Origin of the sequence: Chryseobacterium kimseyorum, from assembly GCF_025971945.1 — a bacterium.
Taxonomy (GTDB): Bacteria; Bacteroidota; Bacteroidia; order Flavobacteriales; family Weeksellaceae; genus Chryseobacterium; species Chryseobacterium kimseyorum.
Genome location: NZ_JAPDHW010000013.1, coordinates 1 through 13,880, shown reverse-complemented (window position 1 = coordinate 13,880; position 13,880 = coordinate 1). Strand labels below are relative to the sequence as shown.

General features: G+C 35.3%; 15 protein-coding genes. 12 read left to right on the top strand and 3 right to left on the bottom strand.

From position 1 onward, the window contains the following. Positions 1-14 precede the first annotated feature (14 nt). Positions 15-2,087 carry a M3 family metallopeptidase gene (locus OMO38_RS15920; RefSeq protein WP_264751177.1) on the bottom strand — a complete coding sequence of 691 codons (2,073 nt, stop codon included), beginning with the start codon at positions 2,085-2,087 and terminating at the stop codon, positions 15-17. A 269-nt stretch (positions 2,088-2,356) separates the two neighbouring features. Here OMO38_RS15920 and OMO38_RS15915 point away from each other — a divergent pair, with 269 nt between their 5' ends. The 8 genes from OMO38_RS15915 to rimM all read left to right on the top strand — a co-directional run bounded on the left by OMO38_RS15915 (position 2,357) and on the right by rimM (position 7,339). Beyond that, positions 2,357-2,707, top strand: a complete 351-nt coding sequence (locus OMO38_RS15915; RefSeq protein WP_264751176.1) for a nuclear transport factor 2 family protein — start codon at positions 2,357-2,359, stop codon at positions 2,705-2,707. A gap of 191 nt (positions 2,708-2,898) precedes the next feature. After that, entirely contained in the window at positions 2,899-3,429 is a 531-nt protein-coding gene (locus OMO38_RS15910; protein ID WP_264751175.1) for an SRPBCC family protein, read from the top strand. Positions 3,430-3,575: 146 nt separating this feature from the next. Next, a complete protein-coding gene (locus OMO38_RS15905; RefSeq protein WP_264751174.1) occupies positions 3,576-3,776 on the top strand; it encodes a hypothetical protein in 201 nt (66 codons plus the stop codon). Between the two features lie 84 nt (positions 3,777-3,860). Continuing rightward, on the top strand, positions 3,861-4,310 hold the full coding sequence (locus tag OMO38_RS15900) for a hypothetical protein (protein WP_264751173.1): 450 nt from the start codon (positions 3,861-3,863) through the stop codon (positions 4,308-4,310). Between the two features lie 566 nt (positions 4,311-4,876). Next, positions 4,877-5,392 (top strand): nitroreductase family protein, encoded by a 516-nt coding sequence (locus OMO38_RS15895; protein ID WP_264751172.1) that lies wholly within the window; start codon positions 4,877-4,879, stop codon positions 5,390-5,392. Position 5,393: 1 nt separating this feature from the next. Next, positions 5,394-5,978 (top strand): hypothetical protein, encoded by a 585-nt coding sequence (locus OMO38_RS15890; RefSeq protein ID WP_264751171.1) that lies wholly within the window; start codon positions 5,394-5,396, stop codon positions 5,976-5,978. 93 nt (positions 5,979-6,071) lie between these two features. Next, positions 6,072-6,635, top strand: coding sequence for a 30S ribosomal protein S16 (locus OMO38_RS15885; RefSeq protein WP_264751170.1), 564 nt, complete (start codon positions 6,072-6,074; stop codon positions 6,633-6,635). 161 nt (positions 6,636-6,796) lie between these two features. Continuing rightward, a complete protein-coding gene (gene rimM / locus OMO38_RS15880) occupies positions 6,797-7,339 on the top strand; it encodes a ribosome maturation factor RimM (RefSeq protein ID WP_264751169.1) in 543 nt (180 codons plus the stop codon). A gap of 67 nt (positions 7,340-7,406) precedes the next feature. Here rimM and OMO38_RS15875 read toward each other — a convergent pair whose 3' ends face one another. Both OMO38_RS15875 and OMO38_RS15870 read right to left on the bottom strand, forming a co-directional pair. Further along, positions 7,407-7,808: a GlcG/HbpS family heme-binding protein gene (locus tag OMO38_RS15875; RefSeq protein WP_264751168.1), complete on the bottom strand. Its 402-nt coding sequence runs from the start codon at positions 7,806-7,808 to the stop codon at positions 7,407-7,409. Positions 7,809-7,917: 109 nt separating this feature from the next. Next, positions 7,918-8,865 carry a helix-turn-helix domain-containing protein gene (locus OMO38_RS15870; protein WP_264751167.1) on the bottom strand — a complete coding sequence of 316 codons (948 nt, stop codon included), beginning with the start codon at positions 8,863-8,865 and terminating at the stop codon, positions 7,918-7,920. A gap of 88 nt (positions 8,866-8,953) precedes the next feature. On the opposite strand from OMO38_RS15870, the gene OMO38_RS15865 reads away from it, so the two are divergent. From OMO38_RS15865 to asnS, 4 genes are all read left to right on the top strand, one after another. Next, the gene (locus tag OMO38_RS15865; protein WP_264751166.1) at positions 8,954-9,631 is read left to right on the top strand and encodes an LA_2272 family surface repeat-containing protein; all 678 of its coding nucleotides are present in this window, start codon (positions 8,954-8,956) and stop codon (positions 9,629-9,631) included. A gap of 3 nt (positions 9,632-9,634) precedes the next feature. Then, positions 9,635-10,267: a hypothetical protein gene (locus OMO38_RS15860; RefSeq protein ID WP_264751165.1), complete on the top strand. Its 633-nt coding sequence runs from the start codon at positions 9,635-9,637 to the stop codon at positions 10,265-10,267. Positions 10,268-10,288: 21 nt separating this feature from the next. Then, a complete protein-coding gene (locus tag OMO38_RS15855; protein ID WP_264751164.1) occupies positions 10,289-10,888 on the top strand; it encodes a CDP-alcohol phosphatidyltransferase family protein in 600 nt (199 codons plus the stop codon). Between the two features lie 125 nt (positions 10,889-11,013). Beyond that, positions 11,014-12,462, top strand: coding sequence for an asparagine--tRNA ligase (gene asnS / locus OMO38_RS15850; RefSeq protein ID WP_264751163.1), 1,449 nt, complete (start codon positions 11,014-11,016; stop codon positions 12,460-12,462). Positions 12,463-13,880 lie beyond the last annotated feature (1,418 nt).

Sequence of the window (13,880 nt, the reverse complement as noted above, 5' to 3'; positions counted from 1 at the left end):
TTTGAAATTAGTTTTTACCCAAATGCCCTCTTCAGCAAACTTTCGACCTTCGGTTCACCTCCTCTGAAGTTTTTATACAGTTCCATCGGATCTTTAGTTCCGCCCGAAGAAAGAAGTACTTTAAACTTTGCTGCCGTTTCAGGATTGAAAATTCCGGTTTCTTTAAAATACTGGAAAGCGTCGGCATCCAAGACTTCTGCCCATTTGTAAGAATAATATCCCGCAGAATATCCACCCTGAAAAATATGTGAGAAACTCGGGCTCATTGCTGTTTCAGGATTTACAGGATAAAGCTGTGTCGCTTTTGTGTAAGAGTCTTCAAACTCTTTAACACTCAAATTCTCCAGATCTCCAACTTTCGTGTGGTAGTTCATATCCAGAATCCCGAAACCAAGCTGTCTCATCGTTTGGTAACCTTCCATAAAGTTTTTAGACAAAGCAATTTTTTCGATCTTTTCATCGGGAAGAACTTCGCCGGTTTTATAATGTTTAGCAAATGTTTTTAGAAATTCCGGCTCATAACAGAAATTCTCAAGAAACTGAGAAGGTAATTCCACAAAATCCCATTTTACAGACGTTCCTGACAGGTTCGGATATTGTGTATTTGCCATCATTCCGTGCAGTGCATGACCAAACTCGTGGAACAAGGTCGTCACTTCCTGAAACGTCAGTAAACTCGGCGTATCTTTCGTAGGCTTGCTGAAATTACAGACAATAGAAATATGCGGACGTGAATTTTCACCATCTTTCTGATACTGATTTTTATAACTCGTCATCCAGGCGCCGGCTCTTTTGCCTTTTCTCGGGAAATAGTCAACGTAAAGCAAGGCTTTGAAGCTGGTTGATGGCTGATCGTTATTAATTGTTGGTTCTTGATTCTTTGCACCTGGTTCCTGGTTTTCGAAGACCTCATATACTTTCACATCTTCATGATATTTTGGAACGTCATTTTTCTCCACGAAAGTCAGTCCGAAAAGTTGCTTAGACAATCCAAAAACTGCTTCCTGAACCTGCTCCAGTGGAAAGTAAGGTTTCAGTTCTTCATCATTCAGATCAAATTTTGCTTTACGGAGTTTTTCTGCGTAAAAAGCATGATCATAACCCTGCATTTCTTCGATTCCGTCACCTTTTGCCAGAGATTTTAATTCCTCAATCTCTTTTTCTGCGTATGGTTTTGCTTTCGTTAAAAGTTCATTCAGAAAATCCAGAACCTTAGTCGGAGATTTAGCCATTCTTTCTTCCAGAACGTAATCTGCGTAATTTGAATAACCTAAAAGCTCAGCCTTCTGCTGTTTTAAATTCAGCAATTCTTTGATGAGGTTTTGATTGTCAAATTCCCCGCCGTCGAAAGATTTTTTACCATTGGCCAAAGCCAGTTCTTTTCTCAATTCTCGGTTTTCAGCATACGTCAAAAACGGAATATAACTTGGATACTGCAAAGTGACCACCCAGCCTTCGAGATTTTTTTCCTTGGCTTCTTCTGCGTATTGTTCGATAATCGCTTCGGGAATTCCTGCTAAATCTTCTTTGTTGGTGATGTGTTTAAAATAGTTGTTTGTTGAAGCCAACACATTTTGTCCGAACTGAAGCGATTTTAAAGATAAATCCATGCTGATCTTCTTTAATTTCTCTTTGTCTTCTTCATTTAAGAGGGCTCCGCTTCTTACAAAACCTTTATACGTCTCATCCAAAAGCATCTGCTGTTCTTCGTTCAGAATGTACTTTTCTTTTTGGTCGTAAACTTTTTTAATTCTATTAAATAAGGCTTCGTTTTGAGAAATTTTTGAAGAATATTCAGTTAAGATTGGAGAAACTTCCTGCGCGATTTTTTGTAATTCGTCACTCGTTTCAGCTGAATTTAAATTGAAAAAAATATTGTAAGCTCTGTCCAGTTGCTCACCCGAAAAAGCCAAGGCTTCGATCGTATTTTCAAAAGTCGGCTCCTCTGAATTGTTAACAATGGAATTGATTTCTGCTTCAGATTTCTGAATCAATTCTTTAAAAGCCGGAAGATAATCTTCATTTTTAATCTGATCAAAGGGCGCTGAATGATATGGTGTATTGAATTTTTCTGTTAAAATAGACATTGAATTATTTTTAGGTTAAATTTAATTAGAATTTAATTCTCAAAAACGATGCCTTGCGAAAATTTGTGACAAAAATGCTTATTCATCAAATAACTTGTCATAGGAAAAGATTTGCTTCATTTCAAATTGCTAATTTTGGTTTTCAGTAATTTTACTTTGAGTTCTTTGCTAAGTGAAACGCCTTTGCGAACTTAAAAACCGTTTATAGTCAAAAAATCTTTGCGAACTTTGCGTTTAAATCATTTACAACTAAATTATTAAAAATAGCCATGTCTACAAATAAAGAAACAGTGCAAAAGTACATGGATGCTTTTCAGGAAACAGACCATGAAAAAATCCTGAGCTGTCTCACCCAAGACGTCATCTGGGAAATGCCGGGAGTTTATCAACACCACGGAAAAGGAGAATTCGATAAGGAAATTGAAAATGAAAACTTCACCGGAAAGCCGAAAATTACGGTTTTCAGAATGACGGAAGAAAATAATGTGGTCATTGCAGAAGGAAATGTCATTGGAAAGTTTAAAAACGGAGATGTTCTCAACGCCGATTTCTGCGATGTCTTCGAAATGGAAAACGGATTGATTAAAAAGCTGGTGTCTTATTTAATGCAGAAAAAGTAAAAGGCTTTTGGCAGGTGGTTCTTGCTCGTGGCTTGTGTACTCATCTGTAAATTTCGATCAACTGCATTTAATATATAATCTTACATTTTACAAAAACTCAATATTATACGCTGAAATCATCTAGTTGGCAAATATTTAAACAGGAATTTCAGAGCCTATAACTTAATTTAAAAAAATATTAAAACTTAATCATGAAAACAATTTTAAAATTCATCGGGGGAATTATCCTTTTAATCATTGTGTACGCTGTTATTGCCATGTTGGCTTTCAGCAAAGATTATCATATTGAGAAATCTGTCGTCATCGATGCTCCTAAAGAGAAAGTGTGGCCTCATATCAGTTCGACAAGAGCGTTCAATGTTTGGAATCCTTTTGCGAAGGCTGATAAAAGTGTCGTAATCACTTACAAAGGTGATCCGGGAGAAGTCGGCGACGGTTATCACTGGAGGGGAAATAAAGATGTTGGAGAAGGCGAACAGGAGATTGTTGCGATTGTTCCTTATCAAAAAGCGACGAGCAAATTGCATTTTATCCAGCCGTGGGAAGGTGATGCAACTTCAAATTTAATAATGTCTTCCGAAGGAAACTCAACCAAAGTAACTTGGACAATGGATAATGAATTAACCACTCCCATGAAAATAATGAAACCCTTTATGGATATGCAGATGGGTAAAATGTTTGAGCAGGGTTTTGGAGATCTCAAAAAGATAGCTGAACAATAAAAAAACTTGTGAATTTCACTATTTTTTCTGTTGAGATATATTAGTAAGCTATTTTAAACTGATAATTTTTAGTTAAATTTTCAAACTGAAATATCAGAAAAATATATCTTTGAAAAAAAATGATGAGAAATAAATAGCTTTTCTTTATGTCAGTTTTTCTGACCTTTTTGCTGACCTCATGTGCATCGAAGTATGGAGTAGAAACAAATGCCGACAACCAGAATGAAAATTATATGGAAGGAAAGCAAAGCCCTTTAGACAGAAATGTTGAGCAGCTTGAAAAAAGACGTGACGCTGATGAAAGAAAGATTGATGTTATGGATTATAAAGATCTCAGACCAAAATAAAAGTTTACAGCCGTTTCGTAATGAGACGGTTTTTTCATTTTATTATTTAAAAAAAATATTATCTTTATGTAAAGATTACGATACATGGAGAAGACAGTATTTGAGAAAAATAACATAAGAAATTATGTAAAAACCGTGATTTCAGAAAAAATAGAAAAACTTAAGAATTTTATAGAATTTACTTTAGAAGCCAGCCGAGATATCAAGAAAACGCCGAAATATGACAGCATGCGCGAAGAGATGCAGGAGGAAATCTACCAGATGCAAAGACAGCTTGCTGCGTTGAATGATCTGAAAACCAATATGGCAAGAGTGCTTCCGGCAGCTACCGAAAGAGTACAGCTGGGTTCATTGGTTATCACCAATAAAGCAAGATTTTACATATCCGTTTCTCTGGGCGAATTCTTTTTTGAAGGCGACCGTTTCTATGCCATCTCTGCAGAAAGTCCAATGGCGAAAAAGATGATGGGGATGAAATCAGGGCAGGATTTTACTTTAAATAAAATTCATCAGGAAATTGTTGAGGTTTTATAGGTTTTGAAAGAGCAATTAAAAAGTTTAAAGAATAAAGTGGACGGGTTCAACAGAAAATTTATAATAAATCAATGCTTTTATGATTGTCATTATCGAAAAGAATTTCGGTAATCACAGTCAGGAACTGAACAAAAGTAGCCATGGGTGAAACCCATGGATAATCGCACAAAAGCGTTTTAATTTTCTAACTAACATGAAACAGCCACGAAGTGGCTGAATTAAAATAATCATAGATGAAATTCCTTGATTGTCGCATATTATAAAAAACCTTCTAAACATTGTTAAATTTTAAAATCAGTCGCTGAGCTAAAATTTATCTCATCATCCAAAATTTTTGATTTTTAAATATTTTCAAGAGAAAAAGAGTAGATCATACGTCAATCATTAATTTTGCTACGCATCCATCATCCATCATCCATCATCAATCATCCATCATCCATCATCTATCATTCATCATTCATCATTCATCATTCATCATCACCAATCACCAATCACAATCACAATATACATCCAAAATCTTCACTACCAAGCTTCCATCTTCATGCTTTTTCCGTAAATTTGTCTACATGAATAAAGCCGAAGTTTTAAAAGAAATCATAGAACAGAGAAGGAGTATTTTTCCAAAAGATTATGCTGAAACAGAAATCTCACAGGAGATTATGGAAGAAATCCTGAATTCAGCCACATTGGCTCCCAATCATAAGAGAACAAAACCTTGGCGTTTTAAAGTTTTCAAGGGCGAAGAAAAAGCAAATCTTGCTTTTGAAATGCAGGAAATCTACAAGTCGACGCAGGCTCCCCAAGTTTTTTTAGAGAAAAAATATAATGATATTGGTTTTAAAATCAATAAAGCAGATGCTGTGGTTTCCATCGTTGTCAATTTCAGCGGAATGGTTCCTGAATGGGAAGAAATTGCAGCCGTTTCAATGGCAGTTCAGAATATGTATCTTACCTGTACCGCAAATGGGGTAGGGTGCTATTGGAGTTCACCGAAAATTGTTGACCATCTGAAAAACTCTCTAACGATAGAGGAAAACCAAAAGTGTTTGGGGCTTTTCTATATGGGAGTGGTTAATATTTAAGATGAAAAATTTTTACAAAAATTTTAATGAAGAAGATTTGATTGCCGCTTATCTTTATATGAAGGAACATACTGGAGAAATAAATGAAGAGATGACTGAAGCCATAAATCAAAAATTTAATTATAATGATTTTATAAGTAAAGCAGATAATAAAACGTTGCTGGTCAAAGAAAAGGGAAGGATATCGTATGAAATTTATCAACTGGTAGTACAAGGTTCAGATCTGGATTCTGTTTTTGAAAATATTTCTTCAACTGTACTAAATAATCAGGAACTTGAAAATTTTATAATTTTAAAATTCAATGAATTTTCTTCAGTCAAAGTGAATAGGAATATAGATAGAGATACAATTTTCAAAAGTATTTTGGGAGTTTTTATTTCATCAGTTATTGGTTTATTATTTTTTTTGACAACAATTTTAATCACTGGTGTATTTTCCTTTTTTTTACTTGTTCCTCTCTACATTATTAACTATTTTTTAATTAGGCAGATAACAGGCAAAACCAGAGATAATTTGATTGTTTTTCTGGCCGTTTTTATTTCTGTCATTATTTCGACTTTATTACCGTTCGTTTTTTTTACCTAAATTTTTGTTATTTAAAAACTAATTGTGAAAATTTTACTATCTTTGCACACTTAAATATTTAATCGGGACGAGTTCCCTTAAAATTCATACATTATGTCAGTAAAAATCAGATTACAAAGACACGGATCAAAAGGAAAACCTTTTTTCCATATCGTGGTTGCAGATGCTAGAGCTAGAAGAGATGGTAGATTCATCGAGAAACTAGGTACTTACAACCCAATTACTAACCCTGCGACTATCGATTTGAACGTTGACTCTGCTGTAAAGTGGTTAAACAACGGTGCTCAACCTACTGATACTGCAAGAGCTATTCTTTCTTATAAAGGTGTACTTTACAAAAAACACTTACAAGGTGGTGTTGCTAAAGGTGCTTTTGACGAGGCTGAAGCTGAAAAAAGATTTGGTGCTTGGTTAGAATCTAAAGAACAAAAAGTACAAGGTAAAGTAGAAGGTTTATCTACAGCTAAGGCTGATGCTAAAAAAGCTGCTTTAGAAGCTGAAGTTAAAGTAAACGAAGCTAGAGTTGCTGCGGCTGCTCAATTGGAAGCTGATGCTAAAGCTGCTGAAGAAGCTGCTAACGCACCTGCTGAAGAAGTTACTGAAACTACTGAAGAGCCAACTGCTGATGCAGAAGGAACTGAAGAAACTCAGGCTTAGTTCTTCTAAAAATACAAAGCAAAGGCACGATTTTTTCGTGTCTTTGTTGTTTTAAAAATAAATAAATTTGTTTCTCGTCCCTAAAGAAATAGATTCATTTTCTTCCTTTCTATAGATTCCCGGAAGAAGAAATTAATTGGAAATTTGCTAATTTTGACATTATGAAAAAAGAAGACTGCTATTTATTAGGAAAAATCACCCGCAGACACGGTCTTGCCGGAAATGTAATCCTTAAATTAGATACAGATCAGCCCGAACTTTACAGAAACCTTGATTCTATTTTTGTTGAAATCAACGGTTTGCTGGTTCCTTTTTTTGTTGAAAAAACATCGTGGAGTAAACTCGATGCTGTGAACATTGCATTTAAAAATTCTTCTGAAGCCCTGGTAGATCAGTCTTTGAATAAAGATGTTTACCTTCCGCTGACGAGTTTGCCAAAATTGAAAGGTAATCAGTTTTATTATCATGAAGTGATCGGCTACGAAATTCTTGATCAGGATGACAATAATTGTGGAGTAATCAGATCTATAAATGATCAGACCGCACAGAATTATTTTGTAACCAATCTTGAAGGGAAAGAAGTTGTAATTCCTCTGATCAAAGACTGGATTATTGAAGTTAACCGTGAAGAAAGGTTTATCAAAATGCAGGTTCCTGAAGGTTTGCTTGATGTTTTTCTGGTGCCTTCGAAGAAAGACGAATAATTCCTCGATTAATTTCACAAAAAAAGCTGGCTCTTAAAACCAACTTTCAAAAATATTTAAATTAAATTTATTTTATAGCTTCTGCTCCTGCAGTGGCAACTTCATGATCGTCATCTACGGTACTTCCACTCACACCAATTGATCCAATGACAGTTCCGGAAGAATCTTTAATTAAAACTCCGCCAGGAAAAGTAATCAGTCCGTTGTTGGAATGCTCAATGTTGTAAAGAGGCTGTCCTGGTTGTGAAAGTTTTCCAATTTCACCACTGTTCATATTAAAAAATCTTGCAGTCTTTGCTTTCTTTTGGGCAATATCGATCGAACCGAGCCAGGCGTCATCCATTTTTGCAAATGCTACCAGATTTACACCGCTGTCCATCACAGCAATATTCATTTTTACTCCTAATTCCTTTGATTTTTCAAGTGCGGCTTCAATAGCTTTTTGAGCCTGTTCTAATGTAATGTTCATAATATTTGGTTTAATGATACACTACATCTATATAAAATCATGCCGATGCATTAATTTTTACTGGCTTCAGCACTGAAATTAATGAATAATTAATAACCGTAGTTTTGGGTTACTTTAACTTTTCTAACAAATCATCAATCTGCTGATACATTTTATTGAAAAACATTTTTCTCTCCCTGTTTCCGGACGTATTTAATGATTTTGAATTTTTAATTTCATGTTCAAAATAGGTTAATGTGTCATTGCAAGTATTTTCATCATTCGTCATCATATAGCCAAACATATTAAAGGGAATGAAAAATGACGATTGATATTCATTTTTAAACAGAATATTATTGCTTAAAATCACCAGATCGTTGACATAAAAATTAAAGTCAGGTTTATTTTGAATTTTAAATTCAATTTTCTGCAGAACATTTCTTACTTCTTCTAAAATCAATTCGATGTCTTTGTATTTTAAAAGTCCCATCTCTGAGTAGAAAGAAATCTGCATCAGAATACTCATTATAGTGGTGTCATTCCAAACTTCGGTCACATTCTGATTTTCATAGAGATCTTTGAGCATTTCATTTTTCGGCGAATGGTAGGGAAGGTCAAAATCTTCAAAAGAACAGAGAAATTTATCTTCGTTTAAGAGATTCATCCAGACATAAAATTTAAATCTCGAAAGAATAGTATTTGAAATGGTATAAAAAAACGGAATATCTTTCGCAGAATAGTACACCTTCGATTGATTGATATTCTGAAAAACGTCTAAAATCTTCAGGGAACTTTCAAAGAAATACAGTAAATCTTCCTGCGTTTTTACAGGTTTTGTTCTTTTCACAACAAGCTGGTTCTCGGTTCCTAAAAACTGATCAAGTGAGATCTGATAATATTTTGCCAGTTCCACGGCTTCTTCAAAACTGAATTTCGCCTTCATCGAAGTTCTTCTGTGTGCAGCATCGTAACTAATGTTCAGGATATTGGCAATTTCGTCATTCAAAGATTTGTCTCCGATTTTTTTTCTAATCTGCTTCAGTAGAATTTCCTGATTCATGGTTTTTGCGATTTTCACAAATGTATCAATTTATTTTAATTTTTTTTCGCATTCGTCAAAGTCGTTTTCAAATTTAGCTTTGAAGTATAATTTAAAATTAAATGTTATGAAAACGAAAATATTTTTAATCGCTGCGGTTTTGTTCAGCAGTTTTATGTTCTCTCAGGACAGTTTAGAAATTACCCATCAAAAAACAAGATTGGTTGCTGTTACACCTTTAAATAATAAAGTCAGCACAGTCAACGGATTGGCTTTCGGTTTGGGTCTGGATTCACAATATCTTTTTAAGGAAGAAACTGCTTTAAAATTACAGAAGGTGAACGGACTTAATTTAGAGGTTAATCCACTGGGGATTTTGTTTTGGTTTTTTCACGATCCCTCAAGAATTAAAAATGTGGAAACTGTTCAGGTCAATGGATTAAATATTTCTCCCGCAGGATATTTGAGAGGAATCAGTCATAACGGAGCGGGTATTTCGCTTTACAACTATGGTCACACAATGAATGGCGCGATGGTCTCGCTTGCAAATTTTGATATCGAAAAAGGAAATGGAGTCTTCGTCGCAGTACTCGGTGTTTCTTCCAGAGAGATGACAGGTTTGAGTTTAGCAGCATTCAATGATGCAGAAATTCTGAGAGGTGTACAAATCGGATTGGTCAATCATAATATAGACGGAAAAGGTTTGCAGATCGGGCTGGTCAACAAATCGAAGAGAATGAAAGGCCTTCAGATCGGCTTCTGGAATAAAAACGGAAAGAGAGCACTCCCATTAATCAATTTTTAAGTCATGAGAACTTTTATTACACTCCTGTTTTTGTGTGTGAATCTTTCTGCACAAAACGTCAACGCTGAAAAATCTGAGAGATCTCTGATTGAAGTCGGATCATTTCTGAATTTCAACAAATTTAAAACAAAAAGCAACGCAGGTATTTCGGCTGGTTACTGGTACAGATTTCCGGCAGACGAAACCAAAACTCATCTGGAACTGGGAAGCAGTTTAGGATACAGTACAAGTTTTTATGAATTTAATTATGGAAAAAACGGTTTGCTTTATCCTGTTCGCACAGAAGAATTTATTTGGAATGTGGGTGCAAAAATGGTAAAAGAATATCATTTTAAAAACCTTACAATAGAATGGGTTTCAGAATTAAGTATTCACAATTTGATTTTTAATGATCAAAATATCCCAAAAGATGAGTCTCGGAATACTGATAACAATGATGAAAATACACTTTATACTGATCTGGGAGGTGAAACATTTTCATCTCTGAAAATCGGTCAGGGAATTCGGTTCTGGAAAAACAATGTGGGAATTGGTGTTCAGGCTTCTTATGTGCCTTACAGGTTGTGGTATAAACAAACTGCACCGGAAGGATTTAATTCTTTTTCAGTTGAAACCAGCTTAATTTTTAAATTTTAAACATGATCAAAAATTCTAAATATGAAAACAATACCTTATTTCTTAATCGCAACACGGTTTATTTTTGCTCCGGTTATTTTTAGTTTAGCTTATTTTAATGGAGAAAAATCCCAATTTGTAATTTTAACTTTGATGTTTATCGGATTACTGACAGATATTTTTGACGGCATCATTGCCAGAAAAGTAGGGGTTTCTTCAGAAAAGCTGAGGAGATTAGACAGTCAGGTAGATTTGGTGTTCTGGCTTTCATTGGGATTTGCAGCATATTTCATTAATCCTGAAGTGATAAAAAATCATTGGCAGAGTATAGCGCTGATTTTTATTATGGAAGCATTATACTATATCATAAGTATTATTAAATTTAAAAAAGAGACCTGCACTCACGCATGGCTTTCGAAGATGTGGGGTTTGAGTTTGCTGATTGCCTTTACCTACTTAATAGGTTTTCAACAGGCTGGCTGGGCATTTTATCTGGCAATATTTTTGGGGATTGTTTCTCACGTTGATGTCATCCTGATTATTTTAATTCTTCCAAAATGGCAATACGATATACCAAGTTGTTATCACGCGTGGAATATCAGGAAAGGTAAACAGAGAAAAAAGAGTACACTTTTTAATTAAATTAAAACAGATTTTCTGAATTAAATGATCATTTTTAAATCAAACAGTGTAATCATAGAAAAATTACACTGTTTTTTGTAGATTTGCAGACATTAATTTTTATACAAAAATTTATCAATCAACAAATGAAAAAGCAGACGATTAAAGAAGTCCTACAAGACTACAAAAAAGTATTACATCATGACATTACAGTTTACGGTTGGGTAAGAGCCTTCCGTTCAAATCGCTTTATTGCGCTTAATGATGGTTCTACGATTAATAATTTGCAAATTGTTGTTGATTTCGAAAATTTCGATGCTGAAATTATCAGTAAAATCAGTACGGCTTCTTCGCTAAAAGTTGTAGGTGAAGTGGTAGAAAGCCAGGGAGCCGGACAAACTGTAGAAATTATCGCCAAAAAAATTATAATTTTAGGAGATAATTTTACAGAAGAAAGAGATAAAACTATTCTTCAGCCAAAAAAACACTCATTGGAAGTGTTGAGAGAGCAGGCGCATTTGAGATTCAGAACCAATCTATTCGGAGCGGTTTTCAGAGTACGTCACGCGGTGAGTTTTGCAATTCACTCTTTTTTCAACCAAAACCAGTTCTTTTACATCAACACGCCGATTGTTACCGGAGCAGATGCGGAAGGAGCTGGCGAAATGTTTGGCGTAACCAACTTTGATTTAAACAATATTCCAAGAGACGAGCAGGGAGATATCGATTTTGCTCAGGACTTTTTTGGTAAAAAAACCAACTTAACGGTTTCCGGACAGCTTGAAGGTGAAACTGCGGCAATGGGATTGGGAAGAATTTATACTTTCGGCCCGACTTTCCGTGCAGAAAATTCAAACACAACGCGTCACTTAGCAGAATTCTGGATGATTGAGCCGGAAGTTGCTTTCAATAACCTTGAAGATAACATCGATTTGGCAGAAGATTTTCTGAAATATGTGATTCAATATGTTTTAGATAACTGTAAAGACGATCTGGAATTCTTAGACAAGCGTTTTGAAGAAGAACAAAAATCAAAACCTGAAAAAGACCGAGCAAAAGAAGGATTGATTGAAAAATTGGAAAATGTTATCGCAAAGCGTTTCAAACGTGTGAGCTATACCGAAGCAATTGAGATTCTTATGAACTCAAAAGAAAACAAAAAAGGAAAATTCCAATATCCTGTTGAAAGCTGGGGAACAGACCTTCAGTCTGAGCACGAAAGATTCTTGGTAGAAAAGCATTTCGAGTGTCCTGTTGTTCTTTTCGATTATCCAAAAGAGATCAAAGCATTCTATATGAAGCTGAACGACGATAACAAAACCGTTGCTGCAATGGATGTACTTTTCCCAGGGATTGGTGAAATCATTGGCGGATCAGAGAGAGAAGCAAGATTAGACGTCCTGAAAACCAAAATGGCAGAAATGCACGTAGACGAGCACGAACTTTGGTGGTATATGGATACCAGAAGATTCGGTTCGGTTCCTCACGCGGGTTTCGGACTTGGTTTAGAAAGACTCGTTCTTTTCGTAACAGGTATGACCAACATTCGTGACGTCATCCCTTTCCCAAGAACTCCAAAGAACGCAGAATTTTAATCTGCATCATATAATATATAGTACCTCTGAAATTTTCAGGGGTATTTTTTTGTGATATGGATGTGATGTGTGATGAATTATAATCACGCAAAATTGTACTCTAACACTCTAACACTCTGCCACTATAACGCTCAATCACTCCAACTTTCGAGCATAATCTCGCCCTGAAACACTTAAACCCCGATCAGGAGCTTATTCCAGCTTTCTCTACTCGCTTTTTTGCGCCATTTCTTCCCCTGCCTTACAAAAAGAGCTCAAACATGCCGTTCAATCTGGGCTAGGGTAGTGGTCGGTAGATCATTATTTTGCCCAATTATATGTTTGTAATTGTTTAGTTCCAGTCTAATAATATTTTTTCGTATTCAATATTTCTATTTTATGTTTACAGGATAATCTTTCTGAATATAAAAAGCGCCATGTGTGTAGTTTTAGATTCCCGAGAAAAGTTAGAGCTCTGTAGGAGCTGCATATTTACAGATTAGGATTTTGCGCAAATGTTTATAGATTGTTGGAAGCGGGATGTCTTTACCATTAATTCCAAAAAGTATAAATAGCTCTATGCAAGAGAAATATTAATAACTCAATCATTTCTTATTTGATAAGAGTTCCTTAGGGGTACAATGTCTGCAGGTTAAAGATGTTGTAACTACTAGAGCTTTAGAAAGCTAAACGTCAAGTACAAAATCTTTCCGCATTGCACAATAGCTCCATAGGAGCGGCATGTTTGTAGCGTAATCATTCTGTATATAAAGAGAGTTCCGTAGGAGCGGAATGTGTGTAGCTTCAGATTTCCGAGAGAAGAAAAAGCTCCATAGGAGCGCCATGTTTGTAGCATCATCATTCTGTATATAAGAAAGAGCTCCGTAAGACCGTCACAAAGAGCAGAGCAAATTACAAACGCATGTTCAACACATAAAACCCATTACTCATAGCGCACGAACCACACTTGCTAACTCTAAGCTTCCCAGTATGTCACAAATCTTTTAATATGAAACACCTCCATCCCACACGTTCACTCTCAAACTCACACACAGACCAGCCATCATCTAGCATCCTTCACCCAGCATCCAACGCCGATCACCCACCACTCAACCTCCCAAAATTTTTCTCCCACGCTTTCAGTTAATTACCAACAAATATGAATTAAAAGTAAACATTATGTTAAATATATTTGGAAGTAGAGGGGTAAACGTACTACTTTTGCCCCACTGAAAAACGAGAGTCAGTCAGTAGCGCAGAAGAGCCTTTAGATAGGCAGGAACAAAAACTCTGAATAGGAATTAACTTTAAAAATTCCAATAAATTTTAATCAAATAAAATTTGTGGGAATAAAAAAAGTTTTTATCTTTGCAGTCCCGATACGGGGAGCGCAGGAGTGGATGGATTAAGTGTTGAAAAAGGAGATTAGGGTTACTTAA

Bases quoted from the DNA above. Each gene is read 5' to 3' on its own strand.
- OMO38_RS15915 (WP_264751176.1), top strand. From the start codon at position 2,357: ATGTCTACAAATAAAGAAACAGTGCAAAAGTACATGGATGCTTTTCAG.
- OMO38_RS15900 (WP_264751173.1), top strand. From the start codon at position 3,861: ATGGAGAAGACAGTATTTGAGAAAAATAACATAAGAAATTATGTAAAA.
- OMO38_RS15875 (WP_264751168.1), bottom strand. From the start codon at position 7,808: ATGAACATTACATTAGAACAGGCTCAAAAAGCTATTGAAGCCGCACTT.
- OMO38_RS15860 (WP_264751165.1), top strand. From the start codon at position 9,635: ATGAGAACTTTTATTACACTCCTGTTTTTGTGTGTGAATCTTTCTGCA.
- OMO38_RS15920 (WP_264751177.1), bottom strand. From the start codon at position 2,087: ATGTCTATTTTAACAGAAAAATTCAATACACCATATCATTCAGCGCCC.
- OMO38_RS15865 (WP_264751166.1), top strand. From the start codon at position 8,954: ATGAAAACGAAAATATTTTTAATCGCTGCGGTTTTGTTCAGCAGTTTT.
- OMO38_RS15885 (WP_264751170.1), top strand. From the start codon at position 6,072: ATGTCAGTAAAAATCAGATTACAAAGACACGGATCAAAAGGAAAACCT.
- OMO38_RS15855 (WP_264751164.1), top strand. From the start codon at position 10,289: ATGAAAACAATACCTTATTTCTTAATCGCAACACGGTTTATTTTTGCT.
- OMO38_RS15910 (WP_264751175.1), top strand. From the start codon at position 2,899: ATGAAAACAATTTTAAAATTCATCGGGGGAATTATCCTTTTAATCATT.
- rimM (WP_264751169.1), top strand. From the start codon at position 6,797: ATGAAAAAAGAAGACTGCTATTTATTAGGAAAAATCACCCGCAGACAC.
- asnS (WP_264751163.1), top strand. From the start codon at position 11,014: ATGAAAAAGCAGACGATTAAAGAAGTCCTACAAGACTACAAAAAAGTA.
- OMO38_RS15905 (WP_264751174.1), top strand. From the start codon at position 3,576: ATGTCAGTTTTTCTGACCTTTTTGCTGACCTCATGTGCATCGAAGTAT.
- OMO38_RS15895 (WP_264751172.1), top strand. From the start codon at position 4,877: ATGAATAAAGCCGAAGTTTTAAAAGAAATCATAGAACAGAGAAGGAGT.
- OMO38_RS15890 (WP_264751171.1), top strand. From the start codon at position 5,394: ATGAAAAATTTTTACAAAAATTTTAATGAAGAAGATTTGATTGCCGCT.